Source organism: Actinoallomurus soli (assembly GCF_024055715.1).
Classification (GTDB): Bacteria; Actinomycetota; Actinomycetes; order Streptosporangiales; family Streptosporangiaceae; genus Actinoallomurus; species Actinoallomurus soli.
On record NZ_JAMXMV010000001.1, the window covers coordinates 931559 to 953167 of the forward strand.

The following is a 21609-nucleotide window of genomic DNA, read 5'->3' on the forward strand; positions in this document are numbered from 1 at the left end:
TTCCGTCCACACGGGGGATCGACCCGTCGGATCACGCACGGGAGGTTTCTGGTGGACTTCGACGACGATGCCGGGCTGGACGCGTCCCAGGTGGAGGACGCCCGCGGCATGCCCTTCGGCGGGATGGCCATCGGCGGCGGCGCGATCGGGCTGATCGCCCTGGTCGCCGCGGTGCTGTTCGGCGTCAACCCGGGCCACATCCTCGGCGGGGGAGGCGGCGGTGGCGGCGGCGCCCCGACCGCGGGCAGCCTGTCGTCCAAATGCCGTACGGGCGCCGACGCCGACCAGGCCGACGACTGCCGCATCGTCGGCGTCGTCAACAGCGTCCAGGCGTACTGGAAGAAGGAGTTCACCGACCAGGGCAGGACCTACACGGTGGCGCGCACCCGGCTGTTCAGCGGGCAGACGTCGACGGCGTGCGGCACCGCCAGCTCGGAGGTCGGCCCCTTCTACTGCCCCGGTGACAAGCGGGTCTACCTGGACCTGGGCTTCTTCCAGGAGCTGCACGACAGGTTCGGCGCCAAGGGTGGGCCCTTCGCGCAGGCGTACGTCGTCGCGCACGAGTACGGCCACCACGTCCAGGACCTGCTCGGCACCATGAACCGGGTCGGGAACGACCGGCAGGGCGCGACCAGCGGCTCGGTCCGCCTGGAGCTGCAGGCCGACTGCTACGCCGGCGTGTGGGCCAAGCACGCGGTGCAGACCGGCTTCTTCAGCAAGCCGTTCACCCAGAGCGACATCGCCGAGGCCCTCGACGCCGCCGGCGCGGTCGGCGACGACCGCATCCAGCAGCGGGCGCAGGGACGCGTCGACCCGGAGAGCTTCACCCACGGCACGTCCGCCCAGCGCGAGCACTGGTTCTCCACCGGATACGACACCGGTGCCCCGTCGCGCTGCGACACCTTCTCCGGGGGAATCTGACCCGGGTCCATGCGAACCCGGCGGCCGGGCCCTGAGGTCCCAGGCCGTCGGGACCTTCGTCTCTGCCCCGCCCCTCCCCTCGGGTGATGCGCTGGGGGCCGCAGAAGAGCGGCTTACCGGATGCGTTCTGAGAGGGAGACCGTGACAGCACTCGACGTGGCCCGATGGCAGTTCGGGATCACGACCGTCTACCACTTCATCTTCGTGCCACTGACCATCGGGCTGTCCGTCCTCGTGGCCGGCATGCAGACCGCCTGGCACGTGCGGAAGAACCCCGTGTACCTGCGCATGACGAAGTTCTTCGGGAAGCTCTTCCTGATCAACTTCGCCATCGGCGTCGTCACCGGGATCGTGCAGGAGTTCCAGTTCGGCATGAACTGGTCGGACTACTCCCGGTTCGTCGGCGACGTGTTCGGCGCGCCGCTGGCCATGGAGGGCCTGCTCGCCTTCTTCCTCGAGTCGACCTTCCTCGGCCTGTGGATCTTCGGCTGGGACAAGCTCTCACCGCGCGTCCACCTGGCGACCATCTGGCTCGCCGCCCTCGGCACGAACCTGTCGGCCTACTTCATCCTGGCGGCCAACTCCTGGATGCAGCACCCGGTCGGCTACCGGCTCAACCCGATCACCCACCGCGCCGAGCTGACCAGCATCGCCAAGGTCCTCACCAACTCCACGACGCTCGTGACCTTCCCGCACGTGCTCTTCGGGGCGTTCCTCACCGGAGGCGTGTTCGTGGTCGGCGTCAGCGCCTGGCATCTGGCGCGGAAGCGCGACACCGTCCTGTTCGGCAAGGCGATGCGGTACGGCCTGGTCGTCTCCCTCATCGCGGCGGTCGGCGTCAGCGTCTCCGGTGACCTGCAGGCACGGATCATGACGAAGCAGCAGCCGATGAAGATGGCCGCCGCCGAGGCGCTCTACACCACCTCCGCCCCCGCGTCCTTCTCGCTGTTCACGATCGGCTCGCTGGACGGTGGCCAGGAGCTGTGGAGCGTCCGCGCCCCGCATGTCCTGTCCTTCATGGCCACCGGCGACCCGAACGGGAAGGTCGAGGGCATCGACGACCTGCACAAGGCGTACGAGGCCAGGTACGGCCCCGGCTCGTACAAGCCGGTCGTCCCGGTCACCTACTGGAGCTTCCGCCTGATGATCGGGTTCGGGTTCCTCGCCGGGCTGCTCGCGCTGGCCGGGCTGTGGTTCCAGCGCCGCGGCAGCCGCTGGTTCCACCGCGCGGCGCTCGCGTCCATGGCCCTGCCGTTCCTGGCGAACACGATGGGCTGGATCTTCACCGAGATCGGCCGCCAGCCGTGGACCGTCTTCGGCGTGCTGCGGACGAAGGACGGCGTCTCACCGGGCGTCGGCCTCGGCAGCGTCGTCACCTCGCTGACCGTCTTCACCCTCCTGTACGCGGCGCTGGCCGTCATCGCCGGCGTGCTCATGGTCCGGTACGTGCGGTCGGGACCGCCCTCGGAAGAGGAGACGACGACCGAGGAACCGCTGCCCGCCTTCTCCTACTGACCGAGGACTCGCCATGCAACTGACGACCGTCTGGTTCGTCCTGATCGCCGTGCTGTGGACCGGGTACTTCGTGCTCGAGGGGTTCGACTTCGGCGTCGGGATCCTTCTGCCGGCGCTGGCCCCGCGCCGGGACGCCCACAGCGACATCGACCGCAGGGTCATGATCAACTCCATCGGTCCCACCTGGGACGGCAACGAGGTCTGGCTGCTCGTCGCCGGAGGGGCCACCTTCGCCGCCTTCCCGGAGTGGTACGCCTCCCTCTTCAGCGGCTTCTACCTTCCTCTCCTGATCATCCTCGTCGCCCTGATCGTCCGGGGGCTGGCGTTCGAGTACCGCGGCAAGATCGACAGCGCGCGGTGGCGGCGGAACTGGGACCGCGCGATCTTCTGGGGTTCGGCGGTGCCCGCCCTGCTGTGGGGCGTCGCCTTCGCCGACATCGTGCGCGGCGTGCCGCTGGACGCCGGGCACCACTACACCGGGACCCTTTTCACCCTTCTCAACCCGTACGGCCTGCTCGCCGGGCTCACGACGTTCGGCCTGTTCACCCTGCACGGAGCGGTGTTCCTCGCGCTCAAGACGCGGGGCGAGGTGCGCGACCGGGCCCGCCTGCTGCTCATGCGGATCTGGCCGCCGGTCGTCGCGGTCGCCGCCGCCTTCCTTCTCTTCACCCAGGTCGCCCACGGCAAGGCGGCCACCTGGGTCACGGCGTCGGCCGCCGCCGTCGCCCTGCTCGCCGCGGTGACCGCGGCGCTGCGCGGCCGGGACGGCTGGGCGTTCGCCGGCACCGCCCTGACCGTCGTCCTGTCGGTCGCGACCCTCTTCGGGGATCTGTGGCCGCACGTCCTGCCCTCCACGACGAACGACGCGTACGGCCTGACCGTGCACAACGCGGCCTCGACGCACTACACGCTGACCGTCATGACCTGGGTGGCCGTGGTCTTCACGCCGGTCGTCCTCGCGTACCAGGCGTGGACGTACTGGGTGTTCCGCGCGAGGCTCACCCGGGACGTCATCCCCGTCGCCACGCCCGCAGCACCCCCGGTGGCGACGGGAAGGGCGGAGCCGGAGAAGAGCACCGGGCCGGGCCGGGTCGCGGGACCTGAGGGGACGACGGCGTGAGACCGTTCGACCCGCGGCTGCCCCGGTACGCGACGGCGGCCCGAGCCCACCTCGCGCTCGCCGTCGTCCTGGGCCTCGTCACGACCGGCCTGGTCCTGGCCCAGGCCGGTCTGCTCGCGAACGTGCTCGCGGGCCACGGCGCCGTGGCGGCGCCCCTGGCCGCGCTGCTCGCCGTCGTCGCGGGCCGGGCGCTCGCCGCGTACGGGGGTGAGGCGAGCGCCCTGCGGGCCGCCGCGCTGGTGCGTTCGCAGCTCCGGCGACGGCTCATCGCCCGCGCGGTGGAACGGCCGGGCCGGGCGGCCGGAGAGGTCGCCACCCTGGCGACCCGCGGCCTGGACGCCCTCGACGCCTACTTCGCGCGCTACCTGCCGCAGCTCGTCCTCGCCTGCCTGACCCCGCTCGCCGTCCTTGCCGTGGCCGCCGGCGTCGATCCGCTGTCGGCACTGGTCATCGCGGTGACGCTGCCCCTCATCCCGATCTTCATGATCCTCGTCGGCCTGCAGACCCGTGCCCGGACCGAGCGCCAGTGGCTCCTGCTCGAACGCCTCGGCGGCCACTTCCTCGACGTGGTCGAGGGCCTGCCGACGCTCAAGGTGTTCGACCGCGCCAAGGCCCAGGTGCGCATCATCCGGGACATCACGGCGGCGCACCGGCGGGCCACGATGCGGACCCTGCGCGTGGCCTTCCTGTCCGCACTCGTGCTCGAACTCCTGTCGACCCTCGCCGTGGCACTCGTCGCGGTCGAGGTCGGACTGCGCCTCCTCGGCGGCGGGCTGCCGTACGAGAAGGCGCTGTTCGTCCTGCTGCTGGCCCCGGAGGCGTACCTCCCGCTGCGGAACGTCGGCGCGCAGTACCACGCGGGAATGGAGGGCGTCACCGCGGCGGGGCGCGCCCTCGACCTCATCGAGACCCCAGAGCCCTCGAGAGGACCGGCCGGGACCCCCGCGTCCGGCGGGGCGGCGTCCGGCGGGGCGGTGTCCGGCGGGGTCGCGTCCGGCGGGGCGGCGTCCGGCGAGGCCGTGACCGGCGGGGCCGTGACCGGCGGGGCCGTGACCGGCGAACCCGCGTCCGGCGGGGCCGCGATCCGGCTCGACGGCGTGACCGTGCGTCACCCGGACCGGGACGCGCCCGCCCTCGACGACGTCTCTCTGACCGTCGAGCCGGGGGAACGCCTCATCGTCACCGGCCCGAGCGGCGCCGGCAAGAGCACGCTGCTGGCGGTCCTGCTGGGCTTCGTCCGGCCGGAGACGGGAAGCACGTCCTTCCAGGGAATCCCCGAGGACGAGTGGCTGCGCCGGATCGCCTGGGTCCCGCAGCATCCGCACCTGTTCGCCGGGACCATCGCCGACAACATCCGGCTCGGAGACGTGGACGCCCCGCTCGACGCCGTCCGTGCCGCCGCGCGTCTCGCGGGCGCGGCGGAGTTCGTGGACGCGCTGCCCGACGGCTACGGCACCGACGTCGGCGAACGCGGCCTGCGCCTGTCCTCGGGCCAGCGGCAGCGGATCGCGCTGGCGCGGGCGTTCCTGCGCGACGCGCCGATTCTGCTGCTGGACGAGCCGACCGCGCACCTGGACGGCGACAGCGCCGGAGTCGTCCGCGACGCGGTCGAACGCCTCATGGCCGGCCGCACCGTCGTGCTCGTCACCCACGACCCCGCCTGGTCGGCCGCCGCCGACCGCGTCGTCGGCCTCACCGCCGGCCGCCTGCGAGAGATGGAGCCCGCATGACCGTCGAATCCACGCTCCGCCCGGCCGCCCGCCGCGATCCCCTCCTGCGGCTCCTGGCGCTGGCCCGGCCGCTGCGGGGACGGCTGGTCCTGGCCGTGCTCGCGGGCGCGACCACGACCGCCGCCGGAATCGCGCTGCTCGCCGTCTCCGGATACCTCATCGCCCGCGCGGCCCAGCACCCGAACGTCACGGCGCTCGCCGTCGCGGTCGTCGCGGTCCGGGCCCTCGGCATCGGCCGGGGGGTCCTTCGCTACGCCGAACGGCTCCTCGCGCACGACGCGGCCTTCCGCGTGCTGGCGGACGTCCGGGTACGCGTGTACCGCAAGCTCGAGAGCCTCGTCCCGCTGCGCGACCTGCGATCGGGGGACCTGCTCACCCGTCTCGTCTCCGACGTCGACGCGACCCAGGACCTCTTCGTCCGCGGCATCGTCCCGCCCGCGGCGGCCGCCCTCGCCGGCGGCGGAGCCGTCGCCGTGTGCGCCGCGATCCTGCTGCCGGGCGGCGCGGCGCTGGCCGTCGGCCTGCTTCTGGCCGGCGTCGCGGTCCCGCTGCTGTCGGCCGCGATCGCCCGCCGGGCCGGCCGGGAGACCGCCGAGTCCCGTGCCCGCCTGACGACCCAGGTCGTCGACCTCCTGGAGGGGGCCGCCGAACTGCGGGCGTACGGCGCGGTGGGCACCGCGCTCGCCGGCGTGCACCGGACCGACACCGGCCTGACCGCGCACGCCAGGCGCAGCGCGCTCGCGCGGGCCGTCGGGGCGGGCCTGGGCGCCCTGCTCGCCGGCCTCACCGTCTGGGCGGTGCTGCTGCTCGGCGTCCTGGCCGTCGAATCGCGGGTTCCGCTCGCGGTCCTGGTCCTGACGGCGCTCGCCGCGTTCGAGGCGGTCAACCCGCTGCCCGCCGCGGCCGCCCAGGTCAGCGAGGCGGGAGCCGCGGCCGCGCGGATCACCGATGTCCTCGACACGCCGGAGCCCATCGCCCGTCCCGCCCGCCCCGCGCCCCCGCCGGAGCCGCCGGTGACCGTACGGCTGCGCGGAGCCCGGGTCACGTACGGCGCGGTCCGCGCGCTCGACGGCGTCGACCTCGACATCACTCCGGGCCGGCGCGTCGCGGTCGTCGGGCCGAGCGGCGCGGGCAAGAGCACGCTCGCCGCCGTGCTGCTGCGCTTCGCCGACCTCGACTCCGGGACGGCGACGTTGAACGGTGTGGAACTGGCCGCGTACGACCCCGACGACGTACGGCGGGTGATCGGCGGTTGCCCGCAGGACCCGTACGTCTTCGACACGACGATCCGGGAGAACCTCCGGCTCGCCCGGCCCGCGGCCACGGACGACGATCTGCGCACCGCGGCCCGGGACGCCCGGCTGCTCGAGTGGATCGAGTCGCTCCCGCTCGGCTGGGACACGCCCGTCGGAGCGCACGGCGAGTCGATCTCCGGTGGCGAGCGGCAGCGGCTCGCGCTGGCCCGCGCCCTGCTCGCGGACCCGGCGGTCCTCATCCTCGACGAGCCGACCGTTCACCTGGACGAGCCGACCCGGCGCGCGCTCACCGCGGACCTGCTGTCCGCCACCCGCGGGCGGACCACGCTCCTCATCACGCACGACCGCACGGGCCTGGACGAGGTCGACGAGATCGTGTTCCTGGAGGCGGGCCGGGTCGTCGAGCGGACCCGGCCCGCCCGCGCACTCCGCTGATCCGGCACGGCCGACCGCCGTCACCACGTCCTCGGCGCTCGGGCGGTCCCCGTCGGCCGAGGTGGCGGGACGCCCCAGGGACGCCGATGATAGAGGGAGGAGTGGTCGGCCCCGTCGAGAGGAAGCGTCCACGTGCCGCAAGATCTGCCCGGAGATGAGCACGCCCGCCTGTCACTGCCGCAGCTGCGCCTGGACGATCTCCTCGGCGAGCTGCAGTCCCGGCTGGACGCCGTCCTGGCCACGCGGGACCGGGTCCACGCGCTGCTCGAGGCCGTGGTGTCGATCGGTAGTGACCTGGAGCTGGAGACGGTCCTGCGCCGCATCGTCGAGGCCGCGACCACGCTCGTCGAGGCCCGCTACGGCGCGCTCGGCGTCATCGGCGACGGCGGGCGGCTGGTGCAGTTCGTCACCGTGGGGATCAACGAGGAGGGGATCGCCGCGATCGGCCACTGGCCCCACGGCGAGGGCATCCTCGGCCTGCTGATCAAGGATCCGCGCCCGCTGCGGATGCCGGACCTGGCGGCGCACCCGGAGTCGGCCGGCTTCCCGGCCGGTCACCCGCCGATGCGCCGCTTCCTTGGCGTGCCGATCCGGGTGCGCGACGAGGTCTTCGGCAACCTGTACCTCACCGAGAAGGCCGGCGGCGGCGAGTTCGACGAGGACGATGAGAGCGTGGTGACCGCGCTCGCCACCGCGGCGGGCGTCGCGATCGAGAACGCCCGGCTCTACCAGGAGGCCCGGCGCCGGGAACGCTGGCTGCAGGCGTCGGCGGAGGTGTCGACGACGCTGCTGTCCGGCACGGAGGCCGGCGACGTGCTCGAGCTCGTGGCCGCGCGCGCCCGGGAGATCTGCGACGCGGACATGGCCACGGTGCTGCTCGTCGAGGGTGGCGAACTGGTCGTCGCGACGGTGGCCGGTGAGCACGCCGGGAAGCTGCGCGGACTCCGGATGCCCGTCGAGGAGTCGTTGGCCGGCCGGGTGTTCCGCAGCGGCGAGCCGCTCGTTCTCGCCGACGCGGGCGGACAGGAGGACCGCCTCGGCGTTCCCGAGACGGTGCCGACCGGCCCGGCGCTGCTCGTGCCGCTGGGCCTGGGCAGCGGCGCCAGGGGCGTGCTGGCCGTCGTGAACGCCCCCGGCAAACCCGTCTTCGGCGAGCCGGTGCGCCGCCTGCTGGAGCCGTTCGCGGCCCAGGCCGCCGTCGGACTGGAGCTCGCGGGCCGCCGCCGGGACGCGGAGCGTCTCGTCGTCCTGGAGGACCGCGACCGCATCGCCAAGGACCTGCACGACACGGTCATCCAGCGGCTGTTCGCCACCGCCATGACGCTGATGAGCGCGATCAAGATCACCGAGAAGCCGGAGGTCGCCCACCGCGTGCAGCGGGCGGTCGACGACCTCGACAACACGATCCGGCAGATCCGCTCGACGATCTTCGCGTTGCAGAGCACGATGGAGCAGACCCTGCGGACCCGCGTGCACGGCGTCATCGACAGCGCCGCCGAGACCCTGGGCTTCGCCCCGGCCGTCCGGCTGGACGGCCTGCTGGACATCGTGGTCGACGAGGCGACGGGAGACCAGGCCGTCGCGGTCCTGCAGGAGGCCCTGTCCAACGCCGCGCGGCACTCCGGCGCCCGGCACGTCGGCGTCACCCTCATGGTCGGGGACGAGCTGGTGCTGCGCGTGGAGGACGACGGCGTCGGCATCCCCGAGGACGGCCGCCGCAGCGGCCTGCGCAACATGGCCGAACGTGCCCAGGCCCTCGGCGGCGCCTTCGAGATCCGCCCGCGTGACGGCGGCGGCACCGTCCTGGAGTGGCGCGTCCCCCCGGCGGCGCGGTAGGGGAGCCTCGCTCGTCGGCTCGCCGCGGTGTAAGGATCGGCGGGCGGGGCAGCCAACCATTCATGGTCGAAGTCGACGCGGTCGTGGTCGGCGCCGGTCCGAACGGCCTGACGGCGGCGGTCACGCTCGCCCGGGCCGGGCTCACCGTACGGGTGTACGAGGCCGCCGCGGAGATCGGCGGCGGGACCCGCACCGAGGAGCTGACCCTGCCGGGCTTCCGGCACGACGTGTGCTCCGCCGTGCATCCGCTCGGCGCCGGATCGCCCGCGTTCCTCGGGCTGCCGCTGGAGCGGCACGGCGTCACGTGGGTCGAGCCGCCGCTCCCGCTCGCCCATCCGTTCCCCGACGGGTCGGCCGCGATTCTGGCCCGGTCGGTCGAGGAGACCTCGGGCGCCCTCGGGCGGGACGGCCCCGCGTACCGCGCCCTGGTGAAGCCGTTCCTGGGCCGCTGGAGGGACCTCGCGCCCGACGTGCTGCGCGCCCCGCTCGACGGCCTGCCCGCCCACCCGCTGCTGCTCGCCCGGTTCGGCGTACGGGCGGCCGCGCCCGCCGCGCTGCTGGCCCGGCTGTTCCGTGGAGAGCACGCCCCCGGGCTGCTCGCCGGGCTGGCCGCGCACGCCATCGCGCCGCTCAGCACGCCGGCGACCGGGGGGATCGCGCTGCTGTTCGCGCTCGCGGCCCACGAGGTGGGCTGGCCGTTCCCGGCCGGCGGCTCGCAGGCGATCGCCGACGCCCTGGCGGGCCACCTGCGCTCCCTCGGCGGCCGGATCGAGACGGGGCGGCACGTACGGGATCTCGGCGAGCTGCCGGCCGCCCGTGCGTACCTGCTCGACGTCATGCCCGAGCACCTGGCCGCCCTCGCCGGCCCCCGGCTGCCGGACCGGTTCGCCGACCGGCTACGGCGCTACCCGCACGGCCCGGCCGCCTTCAAGATCGACTATGCGCTGTCCGGCCCGGTGCCGTGGACCGCCGAAGCGTGCAGACGGGCCGGCACCGTCCACATCGGCCCGACGTTCGCGGAGATCGGCACGGCGCTGCGCACCGCGTACCAGGGCGCGCCGCCGGAGCGGCCGTTCCTCATCGTGGCCCAGCCGAGCCTGTTCGACCCGTCCCGTGCCCCGGCGGGCTCTCACGTCCTGTGGGTCTACGGGCACGCGCCGCGCGACTGGCACGGCGACCTGACAGGGGCGATCGAGCGTCAGATCGAGCGGTTCGCCCCCGGCTTCGGGGATCTGGTCCTCGCCCGTGCGGTGTCGGGACCGGCCACGATCGCGGCGCGCAACCCGAACAACGTCGGCGGCGACATCGCCGGCGGCGCCTGCGACCACCTGCGGCTGCTCTTCCGGCCCACCCTGGCCCGCGTCCCGTACGCCACGCCGAACCCGCGCATCTACCTCTGCTCCTCCGCGACCCCGCCGGGCCCGGGGGTGCACGGCATGTGCGGGCACCACGCCGCCCTCACCGCCCTGCGCCGCGTCTTCCGGCTGTCCGGAGAGGAGGTGCGACGGCCGTGGAGTGGCTCACGGACCCTGGATACTGGCCGGGCCGGCTGATCTTCCAGCGGGGCCTCGCCGCGATCTACCTGCTCGCCTTCCTCTGTGCGGTGGACCAGTTCCGCGCGCTGGCGGGGGAGCGGGGCCTCACGCCGGTTCCGGCGTACCTGCGGAGAGTGTCGTTCCAGCGGGCCCCGAGCCTGTTCCACCTCCACTACTCGGACCGGTTCCTCGCGGCCGTCTCCTGGGCGGGGGCGGTCCTGTCGGCCGCCGTCCTCGGAGGGGCCGCCGACGTGGTGCCGCTCGGAGCGGCGACGGCGCTGTGGGCGGTCCTGTGGGCGCTGTACCTGTCCATCGTCAACGTCGGGCAGGTCTGGTACGGCTTCGGCTGGGAGTCACTGCTGTGCGAGGCGGGCTTCCTGGCCGTCTTCCTCGGCAACGCGCACACCGCGCCGCCGGTGCTCATCCTGTGGCTGCTGCGCTGGCTGCTGTTCCGCCTGGAGTTCGGCGCCGGCCTGATCAAACTGCGCGGCGACCGGTGCTGGCGCGACCTGACGTGCCTGTACTACCACCACGAGACCCAGCCGATGCCGAACCCGCTCAGCTGGTACTTCCACCACCTGCCCAAGCCGCTGCACCGCGTCGAGGTGGCGGCGAACCACGTCACCCAGCTGATCGTGCCGTTCGGGCTGTTCGCGCCGCAGCCGTACGCCACCGTGGCGGCCGCGATCGTCATCGTCACCCAGTTCTGGCTGATCCTCTCGGGCAACTTCGCCTGGCTGAACTGGATCACCGCGATCCTGGCGACCTCCGTCGTCGACTGGCGGGCGCTCGGTCTGGCGGGAGCCCCCGGCCCGCCGCGGAGCCACTGTGGCACCAGGCGCTGGTCATCGCGGTCACCGTGCTGGTCGTCGTGCTCAGCTACTGGCCGGCCCGCAACCTGATCTCCCGGCGGCAGCGGATGAACGCCAGCTTCAACCCGCTGCACCTGGTCAACTCCTACGGAGCGTTCGGCAGCATCACCAAGGTCAGGTACGAGGTCGTCATCGAGGGCACCGAGGACCCCGACCCCGGCCCCGGCAGCGCGTGGCGGGAGTACGAGTTCAAGGGCAAGCCGGGGGATCCACGGCGGCGGCCGCCGCAGTTCGCGCCGTACCATCTCCGGCTCGACTGGCTGATGTGGTTCGCCGGACTGTCCTCGCTGTACGCGGAGCCGTGGATCGTCCCGCTCGCCGAGCGGCTGCTGGAGAACGACCGTGCGATCCTCCGGCTCCTCCGGCACAACCCCTTCCCCGGCGCCCCGCCCGCCGTCGTCCGCGCCCGTCTTTACCGCTACCGCTTCACCACGTGGCAGGAACGCCGCGAGACCGGCCGGTGGTGGGACCGCACGCTCGTACGGGAGTACCTGCCCCCGCTCGGCCTGCGTCCCACCGCCGGCGCCACACCGACATCCGGGGCGACGACACCATGAGCGACCACACCGACGAGCCGACCGCGGAGGACCCGGTCCCGCCGCAGGACCTGTCCGGCATCGTGGGACATCGTGGCCGGCGAGAACGACGAGACCGTCATCGCCGTAGGCCCCGGCGACCTGCCCGCGGATCTCGCCACCCGCACGAACCGACTCCTGGCACATCGGCGATCCCCATCCGCCCGGCCGGAAAAGGGGTCCTTGCCTCTCCCATAAGTAAACGGTACAGTTCAGTTTACTTGGAGAGGAAGACTCATGACACTGATCTGTATCGAAGAGCATGCCGTCGACCAGGCGATCGCCGAAGCGGCCGGTCCGGCCCTCGCCCGTGAAGCGCCGTACATGCGGATGCAGAGCTCCAGCTCCGCACCCGTGCGGCCGGGCCCTGGTCGACGGCCCGCCGTCGACATCAAGGAAGCGCTCCGCCTCGGGGCCGACCTCGGGCAGGAGCGCATCCGGCGGATGGACGAGCACGGCATCGACGTGCAGATCGTCTCCTGGACCAGTCCGATCCAGCTCGTCCCCGACGACAAGGCGATCGCCCTGTGCCGGTCGGCCAACGACCGGCTCGCGAAGGCGGTCACCGCCCACCCCGATCGGCTCCAGGGGCTGGCGGCGTTGCCGTGGCAACAGCCGGCCGCCGCCGTGGACGAACTCGACCGTGCCGTGACCGACCTCGGTCTGCGCGGGGTCCTGATCCTGGGGCGTCCCGGTGCCGGGTTCCTCGACGATCCCGTCTACCGGCCCGTCCTGGACAGGATCGCCGCACTGCGGGTGCCGCTCTACGTGCACCCGTTCCATCCGGTCCCGCAGGTCCAGCAGGCCTACTACGCGGGATTCAACGACAAGGTGAGCGCCGAACTCTCGCTGGGCGCATGGGGCTGGCACCACGAGGCGGGGATCCACGTGCTCCGGCTCATTCTCGCCGGAGTCTTCGAACGTCTTCCCGACCTTCAGGTCATCAGCGGTCACTGGGGCGAGATGGTCCCCTTCTATCTCAGCCGCCTGGACGACGTCCTCTCACCAGGTGACACCGGACTGTCGCGGACGATCACCGAGACCTACCGCTCGAATGTCTGGGTCACCCCGAGCGGGATGTTCCATCGGCCCCAGTTCGACTTCATCCGCGCCGTGGTGGGACTCGACCGATTGATCTGGTCCGTCGACTACCCCTTCCTTCACCTCGACGGCACGCGGGAGTTCCTCGATGAACTCGACGTCACACCCGAAGACAGGGAGAAGATCACCCATCTCAACGCGGAGCGCCTCTTCCGGCTGTGAGACCGGGTGGTCAACGGGTGCGGTGGCGTAGAAGGATCGGGGGTGGCCGAGGTGGCCTGCCCCCGATCGCGCCTAGATGCCTACCAGGGGACTTCTCCGTTCTCGTCCTGGAAGGTTCCTGTCGGGCCGTCCGCGCCGAGGGTTGCGGCGCAGCGGCACCGGCAAGGGGCAAATGTTCTTGAGCGAACTCACCTCGCGCGCGGCCTGGGAGGCGTGGCGTGACCTTGTCGTCAAGCAATACCGCGACCAAGGGCTGCACTGCCCGCTCTGCACTGCCCGCTCGGGGTACTGATCGCCGACGTGGGCCGGTACAGCCCGGCCGCGCAGGCCGTGTCGGCGCAACTGGTGCGGCGGTGGCAGGAGTGCGTCCGCGCCGGTATCGAGGCCACACAAGCGGCCGGTGAGGCCGACCCCGCCCTCGACGCCGACCGCACGGCCGCGGCTGTGATCGCCGCCGTCCAAGGCGGTGTCACCGTCCTGCTCTCCACCGGCTCAGCAGAGCACCTGGAGGCCGGGCTGAACCTCTGCCTCGACCACCTGTTGTCGTAGACGGACGATCACGATCCCCCTCGGCCCGAATTCGAGGGAGCGATCCGTCCGGCCGCCATGACCGCCGGAACGTCCGGGATGCCTAAGGTTAGGGCCATGGCCAGTGCTGATTCCTCCCTGTCCCGTGACCGGCGCCGCGCCGAGCTGCGGGAGTTCCTGCGCAGCCGGCGGGCGCGGGTCTCGCCCGAGGAGGTCGGGCTGCCGGCGGGTGGTCGCCGCCGTACGCCGGGGTTGCGGCGCGAGGAGGTCGCGGTGCTGGCCGGGGTCGGGGTGTCCTGGTACACGTGGCTGGAGCAGGGACGCGACATCAAGGTGTCCGAGGACGTCCTCGACGCGATCGCCCGTGCGCTGCTGCTGGACTCCGCCGAGCGCGCGCACCTGTACCTGCTGGCCGGCCTCAACCCGCCGCAGGCCCGGTCCGCGGCCTCCGTGCCCGCCTCACCGGAGGTGCGGCGGCTGCTGGACGCCTGGTCGCCGCGGCCCGGCTACATCCGTGACCGCCACTGGAACTTCACCGCGATCAACGACGCCGCCCGGGTCGTGTTCGGCTACGGCGAGACCGACCACAACTGCCTGGTCTCCTTCTTCACCAACGCCCGCTACCGGGTGGTGCACCGGCACTGGGCCGAGACCGCGCCCTCGGTGGCCGCCGGGTTCCGCGCCGACGCCGCGCGCCATCCCGACGACCCGGAGTGCGACCGCATCGCGGGCGAACTGGCCGAGGTGAACCCGGAGTTCGCCGAACTGTGGGCGCGCCACGACGTGGCCGAGCACACCAGCGCGGTCAAGGCGGTCGATCACCCGGAGGCCGGGACGCTGACCTTCGACGCCACGCTGCTGCCGCTGCCCGAGCACCCCGGCCATCACCTGATCCTGCACAATCCCCGTCCGGGCACGGGCACGCAGGAGCGGCTGGAGAAGCTGATGCGGGAGCGCAGCCTGGTGGTGCCACACCCAGGATGAGCTGACACTGCCGGAGCCCGCGCCGCGCCAGCAGACTCATCGCCATGAGCAGCAGTGAGCAGATGAAGGCGGTCACCATCCCCGAGTTCGGCGAGGCCGAGGTGCTCCGCACGGACGAGGTGGCGGTCCCCGAGCCCGGCCCGGGCCAGGTCGCGATCGATGTGGCGTACGCGGGCGCGAACTTCGCCGAGGTCCTCTACCGGCGTGGCGTGGTGGACGTGCCGTTGCCCTTCGTCCCCGGGATCGAGGTCTCGGGCCGGATCCGCGCCGTCGGCGAGGGCGTCGAGGACCTGACGGTCGGCCGGCCGGTGGCCGCGTTGACGATCGTCGACAGCGGTGGCTACGCGGAGGTGGTCGTCACCTCGGCGGACCTGGTCGCCCCGCTGGACGGCCTCGGCCTCGGGCTGGACGTGGCCGCGGCGCTGCCGTCCAACAGCACCACGGCCTTCCTCGTCCTCGACCGGGTGGCGCGCATCGAGCCCGGGCAGAGCGTCCTCGTCCACGCCGCGGCCGGGGGCGTGGGCAGCCAGCTCGGCCAGGCCGCCCGGCTGCTGGGGGCGGGCCGCGTGGTCGGCACGGTCGGCGGCCCGGCAAAGATCGAGGTCGCCAGGGGCTTCGGCTACGACGAGGTGATCCTGCGCGACCGGCTCGCCGAGGCCGGCGAGTTCGACATCGTCGTCGACATGGTCGGCGGTCCCGCCCGCCGCGCCGGCCTGGACCGGCTGGCGCCGATGGGCCGCCTCGTGGTGATGGGCAACGCGTCGGGCGCCGACGACGTCGGCGTCCCGGCCAACGAACTGTGGTTCACCAACAAGACGGTCTCCGGGTTCAACCTGGCCGCCTTCTCCGCCGTCTTTCCCGAGGAGGCGGGCCGGGCGCTGCGCCGCGCGGTGGAGGCCGCCGCGAAGGGGGCCCTGCGGGTCCAGGTCGAGGCGCTGCCCCTGGAACGGGCCGCCGAGGCGCACCGCCGCATCGAATCGGGGCTCACCACCGGCAAGCTGGTGCTCGACGTCGCGACGCCGTGACCCGCGTGCGGGACCGGAGCAGGATGCCGGCGGCCATCGTGAGCGTGCCGGCCAGCGCGGTGGCGGCCGCCAGCAGGACCGCGCCCGGAACGCCGATGGCGCCGGTGACGACGCCGAAGGTGAACGGGGTGACCGCCGCGCCGGTGAACAGGCCCGCCTGCATCCAGGCGCCCGCGCGGGCGCCCTGCCCGTCCAGCAGGCGCATCACCGAGGCGAGCAGCAGACCGGTCCAGCCCCAGCCGCCCGCGACGGCCAGGATCGCGCCGATGACGAACGTCACCGGGGTGCCGAACGCGGTGAGCGCCAGGCCGAGCGCGCCGCTGAGCATCATCACCGTCACCACGACCGGGTTGTGCCGCGGCGCGCGGTCGGCGAGGCCGCCCGCCGTGAGCCGGACGGCGATGGCGACGATCCCCGCGAGGGACTGCATCAGCCCGGCGACGGCCGTCGACAGCCCTGAGGCCGTACCGATCTGGATGAAGTAGGAGGCGGCGGCGTTGGAACCCACCGTGGCGAGACCGGCCGCCAGGGTCCACAGCAGGAGCACCCGGAATATCGTGCGCCGCCGAACGGCGTCACCGGCGGCCCTGTCGTCTCCGGTGACGGTCGTGGACGGGGTTCGCGGGCGGGCCGGGCCGATCCGCCCGAGCGGAACGGCGGCCAGCGCGAGGACGGGGAAGGCGGCCGCCGCGACGAGGGCGGTCCGCGGGCCGTACGGGACGGCGACGAGTCCGGCGAGCAGGCCGGGCAGCAGCGGTGCGGCTCCGAGCGCCGCACCGACCAGGCCGGTGGCGAGGGACAGCCTGTGCCCGGGTACCCGCGCGGCGATGTAACGGCCGGCCGCCGGTTGCGGCAGCGTGTTGGCCACGCCACCGACCACGAGAGCCCCGATGAGCCACACCGGGCCGTCGGCCAGGGCGGCGAGCAGCAGCGCGGCCGCGGCCAGCAGGTCGATGAGCAGCAGGACCGCCGGGAGCGGCAGGCGCGCCGCGACGCGGCGTCCGACGCCGGACCCGGCCGCGGTGACCGCGAAGAACACGCTCAGCGCCAGCCCGAACGTCGTCCCGGAGATTCCGGCGTCGCGCTCGATCGGGGTGGCGAGCGCGGCGACCCCGAACACGGGCGTCATGGCCGCGACGGCGGCGGCGACGACGGCGCCCATTCCGGGCCATGGCCCACGACCCTCGGGGAGGGCGGGGTGGACGGTCCGGACGGGGGACAGGGTGCTCATTGTGATCGCTCCTTTCCGGTGTCCTCCCACGCTCGCCCGCCCGCGTCCGTCGACGCCAATGACCGCCGTCATGCCGAAATGGCATTACGGTGGCGACGTGGACGTCTCCCTCCAGGCGCTCCGCTGCTTCCTGGCGGTGGCCGAAGATCTGCACTTCACTCAGGCGGCCGAGCGCCTGGGGATGACCCAGCCCGCGGTGTCGAAGACGATCAGGCGGCTCGAGGGCGTGCTGGGAGCCCCGCTGTTCATCCGCAGCCGGCAGTACGTCGAGCTGACCGACACGGGACTCTCCCTGCTGCCCGTGGCGACGCGGATGCTGGCCGACTTCGACGACTGGGCGCGGGATCTGCGCGCCGTACGGGCCGAGGCGACGCGGGTGCTGTCCGTCGGCTACCACTCCAGCGTCGAACCCGCGCTGACGAACGCGATCGAGGCCGGTTTCCGCCGCCTGCGTCCCGGCTGGAGCGTACGCATGCGGATCGTCGACTGGGCCGACCCGGCCCGTGGCGTGCTGGAGGGCACCCTCCGGACGGCCCTGCTGCGGCTGCCGGTGCCCGGCCAGGAACGTCTCGACCTGGAGGTGCTGAGACGCGATGCCCGATACGTGGCGTTGCCCGACGGGCATCGGCTGCTCGACCGAGACGGTGTACGCCTGGCCGACCTGAAGGACGAGGAGTTCGTGGCGTTGCCCACCGCCTCCGGGCCGTTGCGGGCGTTCTGGCTGGCGGCCGACCGGTTCGGCCGCCCGCCGCGGATCGCCGCCGAGGTCGACAACTCCGAGGACTTCTTCCAGAACATCCAGTCGGGCCGGGGCGTGGGGATGCTCACCGAGTCCAGCACGCGCGTCTACCGGCGGCCCGGCGTCCACTATCGACTGGTCGAGGACGCCGAGCCGAGTGAGCTGGCGGTCGTGTGGGAACGCGACGGTACCGATCCGATCGTGCGTGACTTCGTCCGCGCGTGCCTGGAGGCGGCGGACCCACGGTGAGCGGGCCACCGCCACGGCGCTACCGCGCGAAACGCGCGATGGGGTTCTCCAGAGTGCCGACGAGCTGCAGCGCGCCCGCAGGGTCGGCGAGGTCGACCATCTGCCGGTTGTTCCGCAGCTGCAGCCGGTTGAGGCAGGACAGCGCGAAGCGCTCGGCGAACAGGTCGTACTCCGCGAACCGGTCGGCCAGGTAAGGGACGGACTCCTGGTAGCCGGTGACGCCGGCGGCCACCGTCGACCAGAAGGTCTCCTCGTCCAGGGTGCCGTCCGCGTCGAGGGTCGCGCCGAGGAAGCGGAGGAAGCAGTCGAAGACGTCCGTGAAGATCGACAGGATCTTCACGTCCTCGGGCACGTCCGCGCGGATGCGCTCGATCGCGGGCGGCAGCGGCCGGTCGGCGCTCATCACGCCGATCTCCTCGGCGATGTCCTTGAAGACGGCCCGCCGGGGGACGCCCCGCTCGTCGAGGACCAGGATGACGTTCTCGCCGTGCGGCATGAAGACCAGGTCGTGGGCGTAGAAGCAGTGGAGGATCGGTGTCAGGTAGGCGCCGAGGTACCGGTGCAGCCAAGAGGCCGGATCGAGGCCCGACCCCCTGATCAGGGCGCTCACCAGGGAGCCGCCCGCCCGGTCGACGTGCAGCAGCGAGGCCATGGTCGCGAGCCGCTCGCCGGGCCCGAGCAGCGGGACCGGACTCTCCCGCCAGAGCGCGGCGAGCATCTTGCGGTACGGGGAGCCCCTGTCCGAGGCGGCGGCGTACTGCTCGTGGTGGTAGCCGACGGCGGCGCGCTCCCGCAGGACGGCCAGGCCGGTCCGCTTGAGGACCTCGTCGCCGGCGACCACGTCGGCGACCCAGTCGTTGATGGCCGGGGTCGCCGCCATGTACTCCGCCGACAGGCCGCGCAGGAAACCCATGTTCAGCACGGACAGGGCCGTCTTGACGTAGTGCTTCGCGGGCGAGGAGACGTTGAAGAACGTCCGGATCGACTGCTGGGGGAGGTACTCGTCGTCGCCGGGCCCCAGGAGCACCAGACGGCGGCGCGCGACCTCGCCCGCGAACGTCACCGACAGCCGGTTCCGCCACTGCCACGGGTGGACGGGGATCAGGTGGAAGCCGGCGAGGTCCAGCCCGAGACCGGTCATCGTCGCGGCGAACCGGTCGAGGACCCGCTCGCCGAGCTCCGCGCGGACCAGCGTGTCATGGTCCACGCCCGTGCCGCCGGTGAAGGTGCTGCGGTCCCGGCGGGCCGCCAGCCACAGCAGGCGGACGGGCCGCGCGGCCTCGGGGGCGTACCGGTGGTACTCCTCGGCGTCGAAGCCCAGGCGCCCGTTGTTCGCCACGAAGCAGGGATGGCCCTCCGTCATCCCGGTCTCGACGGCCTGGAAGTCCGCCCGCGCCAGGTCGGCGGCGGGGACCGGCGGCCGGGCGAGCTTGTACGCGCTGCTCGCGAGCGTGCTGGTGACCTCCTCCAGATAGACGGGGAGCACCTCGTCGGTGAGGCCGAGCGTCTGCCGCAGCTCAAGGATCAGGTCCACCGCGTCCAGCGGGAGCCCGACGCCGAACCGCGACCGGGTGATGGAGCCCGCGTCGATCAGCCAGTGGTCCAGGGCCATGACGCGGGCGGTGAACCGGTACTCCACGGCGCCGTCGTCGCCGCGCACGGCGTACCGGCCGCCGGGCAGCCGCTCGGGGGCCAGCAGCCGTTCGTGCGCGAACTCGGCGAGGGCCTTGCGCACCAGGAGCCGGTTCGCGTGCGCCCAGCGTTCGGGCGTCAGGTGCGCGACGACGTCAGGAGCATCGGCGCGTGCGCCGGTGGCCGGGGCTACCGGGTGCCGCTCGCCGGTGGCCGGGGCCGCCGGGGGCCGCTCGCCGAGGGTCCTGGTCGCCGGGTGCCGCTCGCCGGAGGTCGGGGCCGCCGGGGGCCGCTCGCCGGGAGCCCTGGTCGCCGGGTGCGGCTCGCCGGCGGCTCGGGTCGCGGCGTACCGCTCGCGGGTGCAGACGCTCAGCAGCGCCTCCTTGCCCGGCAGCCGTACGGGGCCCACGACCTCGAAGCCGACCGCCGCGTTGAGGGCGTGCACGGCCGTGTTGCGCACGTCGGGTTCGACCACGACGCGACGGGTCCGCGGGTCGGCGAACAGCAGGTCCATCACGGTCACGATGACGGCACGGGTGAAGCCGTGGATCGGCGTCTCGGCCGGCGCGACCAGGAAGTGCATGCCCACGTCACCGGGGCGTGCGTCGTACACCGCGCCGAGCTCGCGGCACGGGTCATAGCGCTCGACGAGGAAGGCGGGCCGGCCCTCGTGCAGGCCGAGGAACGCGTCGTGCCCCGGCCGGGACACGATGGCCTCGAACTCCGCGACGACGTCGGACGGGCTCGCGTCGCCCATCATCCAGAACACCGACTTGGGATGGGTGACCCAGCGGTGCAGCAGCGGCGCGTCGCCGGCCGGGTCGACCGGGCGGAGCGCGAACTCGCCGAGCCGGTCGTCGGTACGGGAGAACACGGTCATCCGACCGTCACCTCCTCGGCGGGGACGCCGAAGCGCTGGAACGCGATGGACCGCTCGACCGGGTAGGGCTCGCGGCCGAGCAGGCTCCGGATGATGCAGGAGTTGCGGTAGGCGGCCATGCCCAGGTCGGGCGCCGTGAAGCCGTGGGTGTGCAGCTCGGCGTTCTGCACGAAGACGCCGCCGCCGGTCGCGTGGACGCTGTAGTCCCGCCGTACCGCGAGGCGGCCGTCCCGGCCCCACCGGAGACGGTCCGCGACCGGGGTGAGGAAGGCGGGGACCTGGTACCGGTAGCCGGTGGCGAGGACCAGGCCCTCGGTGGTGAGGGCGAAGTCGCGGCCCTGCTCCTCCTGGCGCAGGCCGAGGGTGTACGCGCCGGTCGCGGCGTCGTGGCGGACCTCGCGTAGCGCCGTGGCGGTCATCAGCCGCGCAGGGCGGGGCCGGTCGAGGTTCTTGCGGTAGAGCAGCTCGAAGATCGCGTTGATGAGGTCGGCGTTGATGCCCTTGTACAGCCCCTTCTGCGCGGCCGAGAGCCGGTCGCGGGCAGCGGCGGGCAGCGCGTGGAAGTAGTCGACGTACTCCGGCGACGTCATCTCCAGCGTCAGCTTCGTGTACTCCAGCGGGAAGAACCGGGGCGACCGGGTCACCCAGTTCAGCTCGTAACCGTGGTCGTCGATGTCCTGCAGCAGGTCGTGGTAGATCTCCGCCGCGCTCTGGCCGCTGCCGACGACCGTGACGCTGCGCTTGGCCCGCAGCGCGGAGCGGTTCGGCAGGTACGCGGAGGAGTGCACGGCGTCGCCGGGCAGGTCGCGGCAGCAGTCCGGGACGTACGGCGGGGTCCCGGTGCCGAGGACCAGGGTCCGGGCACGGAAGGTCGCGCGGTCCCCGGTGGCCGTACGGTCGGCGTGGACGACGTAGACCTCCTCGGCCTCGTCGTACTCCACGGCCGTGACGCGGTGGCCGAAGCGGATCGTGCCGAGGCGGCCGGCCGCCCAGCGGCAGTAGTCGACGTACTCGGCGCGCAGCGGGAAGAAGCTCTCGCGGATGTAGAAGGAGTACAGCCGCCCCCGCTCCTTCAGGTAGTTGAGGAAGGAGAACGGCGAGGTCGGGTCGGCCAGCGTGACCAGATCGGCGAGGAACGGCGTCTGCAGGGTGGTGCCCTCCAGGAGCATGCCCGGGTGCCAGTCGAACTCCGGTTCGCTCTCCAGGAAGACCCCGTCCAGGTCGTCGATCGGGTCGGTCAGGCAGGCGAGGCCGAGGTTGAACGGGCCCAGTCCGATGGCCAC

17 protein-coding genes are annotated in these 21609 nt (G+C 73.0%); 14 read left to right on the forward strand and 3 right to left on the reverse strand.

From position 1 onward, the window contains the following. The first annotated feature begins 51 nt into the window (after positions 1–51). The 13 genes from ypfJ to NDW01_RS04305 all read left to right on the forward strand — a co-directional run bounded on the left by ypfJ (position 52) and on the right by NDW01_RS04305 (position 15595). Entirely contained in the window at positions 52–921 is an 870-nt protein-coding gene (gene ypfJ / locus NDW01_RS04245) for a KPN_02809 family neutral zinc metallopeptidase (RefSeq protein WP_252816724.1), read from the forward strand. Positions 922–1062: 141 nt separating this feature from the next. Beyond that, a complete protein-coding gene (locus tag NDW01_RS04250) occupies positions 1063–2436 on the forward strand; it encodes a cytochrome ubiquinol oxidase subunit I (RefSeq protein WP_252816726.1) in 1374 nt (457 codons plus the stop codon). A gap of 13 nt (positions 2437–2449) precedes the next feature. After that, a complete protein-coding gene (gene cydB / locus NDW01_RS04255) occupies positions 2450–3556 on the forward strand; it encodes a cytochrome d ubiquinol oxidase subunit II (protein WP_252816729.1) in 1107 nt (368 codons plus the stop codon). Beyond that, positions 3553–5286, forward strand: coding sequence for a thiol reductant ABC exporter subunit CydD (cydD, locus tag NDW01_RS04260; protein WP_252816731.1), 1734 nt, complete (start codon positions 3553–3555; stop codon positions 5284–5286). Before cydB ends, cydD begins: the two co-directional genes overlap by 4 nt. Next, complete coding sequence (cydC, locus tag NDW01_RS04265) at positions 5283–6977, forward strand: thiol reductant ABC exporter subunit CydC (RefSeq protein WP_252816734.1); 1695 nt, start codon at positions 5283–5285, stop codon at positions 6975–6977. Before cydD ends, cydC begins: the two co-directional genes overlap by 4 nt. A gap of 132 nt (positions 6978–7109) precedes the next feature. Further along, positions 7110–8813, forward strand: coding sequence for a GAF domain-containing sensor histidine kinase (locus NDW01_RS04270; protein WP_252816736.1), 1704 nt, complete (start codon positions 7110–7112; stop codon positions 8811–8813). Positions 8814–8875: 62 nt separating this feature from the next. After that, on the forward strand, positions 8876–10366 hold the full coding sequence (locus NDW01_RS04275) for a phytoene desaturase family protein (RefSeq protein WP_252816738.1): 1491 nt from the start codon (positions 8876–8878) through the stop codon (positions 10364–10366). Beyond that, complete coding sequence (locus tag NDW01_RS43695) at positions 10324–11250, forward strand: lipase maturation factor family protein (protein WP_252816740.1); 927 nt, start codon at positions 10324–10326, stop codon at positions 11248–11250. The genes NDW01_RS04275 and NDW01_RS43695 overlap by 43 nt, the downstream gene beginning before the upstream one ends. Further along, positions 11208–11777 (forward strand): lipase maturation factor family protein, encoded by a 570-nt coding sequence (locus NDW01_RS04285; RefSeq protein WP_252816742.1) that lies wholly within the window; start codon positions 11208–11210, stop codon positions 11775–11777. The genes NDW01_RS43695 and NDW01_RS04285 overlap by 43 nt, the downstream gene beginning before the upstream one ends. A 255-nt stretch (positions 11778–12032) precedes the next feature. Further along, complete coding sequence (locus tag NDW01_RS04290; RefSeq protein ID WP_252816744.1) at positions 12033–13058, forward strand: amidohydrolase family protein; 1026 nt, start codon at positions 12033–12035, stop codon at positions 13056–13058. 267 nt (positions 13059–13325) lie between these two features. Beyond that, the gene (locus NDW01_RS04295; RefSeq protein WP_406567688.1) at positions 13326–13607 is read left to right on the forward strand and encodes a TetR family transcriptional regulator C-terminal domain-containing protein; all 282 of its coding nucleotides are present in this window, start codon (positions 13326–13328) and stop codon (positions 13605–13607) included. A 96-nt stretch (positions 13608–13703) separates the two neighbouring features. Then, positions 13704–14570, forward strand: coding sequence for a helix-turn-helix transcriptional regulator (locus NDW01_RS04300; RefSeq protein ID WP_252816749.1), 867 nt, complete (start codon positions 13704–13706; stop codon positions 14568–14570). A 44-nt stretch (positions 14571–14614) separates the two neighbouring features. After that, positions 14615–15595, forward strand: a complete 981-nt coding sequence (locus tag NDW01_RS04305) for a quinone oxidoreductase family protein (RefSeq protein ID WP_252816751.1) — start codon at positions 14615–14617, stop codon at positions 15593–15595. Here the strand turns inward: NDW01_RS04305 and NDW01_RS04310 are convergent. Further along, a complete protein-coding gene (locus NDW01_RS04310; RefSeq protein WP_252816753.1) occupies positions 15555–16826 on the reverse strand; it encodes an MFS transporter in 1272 nt (423 codons plus the stop codon). The genes NDW01_RS04305 and NDW01_RS04310 overlap by 41 nt on opposite strands. Before the next feature lie 70 nt (positions 16827–16896). Here NDW01_RS04310 and NDW01_RS04315 point away from each other — a divergent pair, with 70 nt between their 5' ends. After that, complete coding sequence (locus NDW01_RS04315) at positions 16897–17814, forward strand: LysR family transcriptional regulator (RefSeq protein ID WP_252816755.1); 918 nt, start codon at positions 16897–16899, stop codon at positions 17812–17814. A gap of 19 nt (positions 17815–17833) precedes the next feature. On the opposite strand, the gene NDW01_RS04320 is transcribed toward NDW01_RS04315, so the two are convergent. Both NDW01_RS04320 and NDW01_RS04330 read right to left on the reverse strand, forming a co-directional pair. Further along, the gene (locus NDW01_RS04320) at positions 17834–20326 is read right to left on the reverse strand and encodes a GNAT family N-acetyltransferase (protein WP_308211630.1); all 2493 of its coding nucleotides are present in this window, start codon (positions 20324–20326) and stop codon (positions 17834–17836) included. Continuing rightward, positions 20323–21609: a lysine N(6)-hydroxylase/L-ornithine N(5)-oxygenase family protein gene (locus NDW01_RS04330; protein ID WP_308211631.1), complete on the reverse strand. Its 1287-nt coding sequence runs from the start codon at positions 21607–21609 to the stop codon at positions 20323–20325. The genes NDW01_RS04320 and NDW01_RS04330 overlap by 4 nt, the downstream gene beginning before the upstream one ends.

Coding starts and splice junctions, on each gene's coding strand:
- cydB (WP_252816729.1), top strand. CDS start 2,450: ATGCAACTGACGACCGTCTGGTTCGTCCTGATCGCCGTGCTGTGGACC.
- cydC (WP_252816734.1), top strand. CDS start 5,283: ATGACCGTCGAATCCACGCTCCGCCCGGCCGCCCGCCGCGATCCCCTC.
- NDW01_RS04275 (WP_252816738.1), top strand. CDS start 8,876: ATGGTCGAAGTCGACGCGGTCGTGGTCGGCGCCGGTCCGAACGGCCTG.
- NDW01_RS04290 (WP_252816744.1), top strand. CDS start 12,033: ATGACACTGATCTGTATCGAAGAGCATGCCGTCGACCAGGCGATCGCC.
- NDW01_RS04300 (WP_252816749.1), top strand. CDS start 13,704: ATGGCCAGTGCTGATTCCTCCCTGTCCCGTGACCGGCGCCGCGCCGAG.
- NDW01_RS04305 (WP_252816751.1), top strand. CDS start 14,615: ATGAGCAGCAGTGAGCAGATGAAGGCGGTCACCATCCCCGAGTTCGGC.
- NDW01_RS04310 (WP_252816753.1), bottom strand. CDS start 16,826: ATGAGCACCCTGTCCCCCGTCCGGACCGTCCACCCCGCCCTCCCCGAG.
- NDW01_RS04315 (WP_252816755.1), top strand. CDS start 16,897: ATGCCGAAATGGCATTACGGTGGCGACGTGGACGTCTCCCTCCAGGCG.
- NDW01_RS04320 (WP_308211630.1), bottom strand. CDS start 20,326: ATGACCGTGTTCTCCCGTACCGACGACCGGCTCGGCGAGTTCGCGCTC.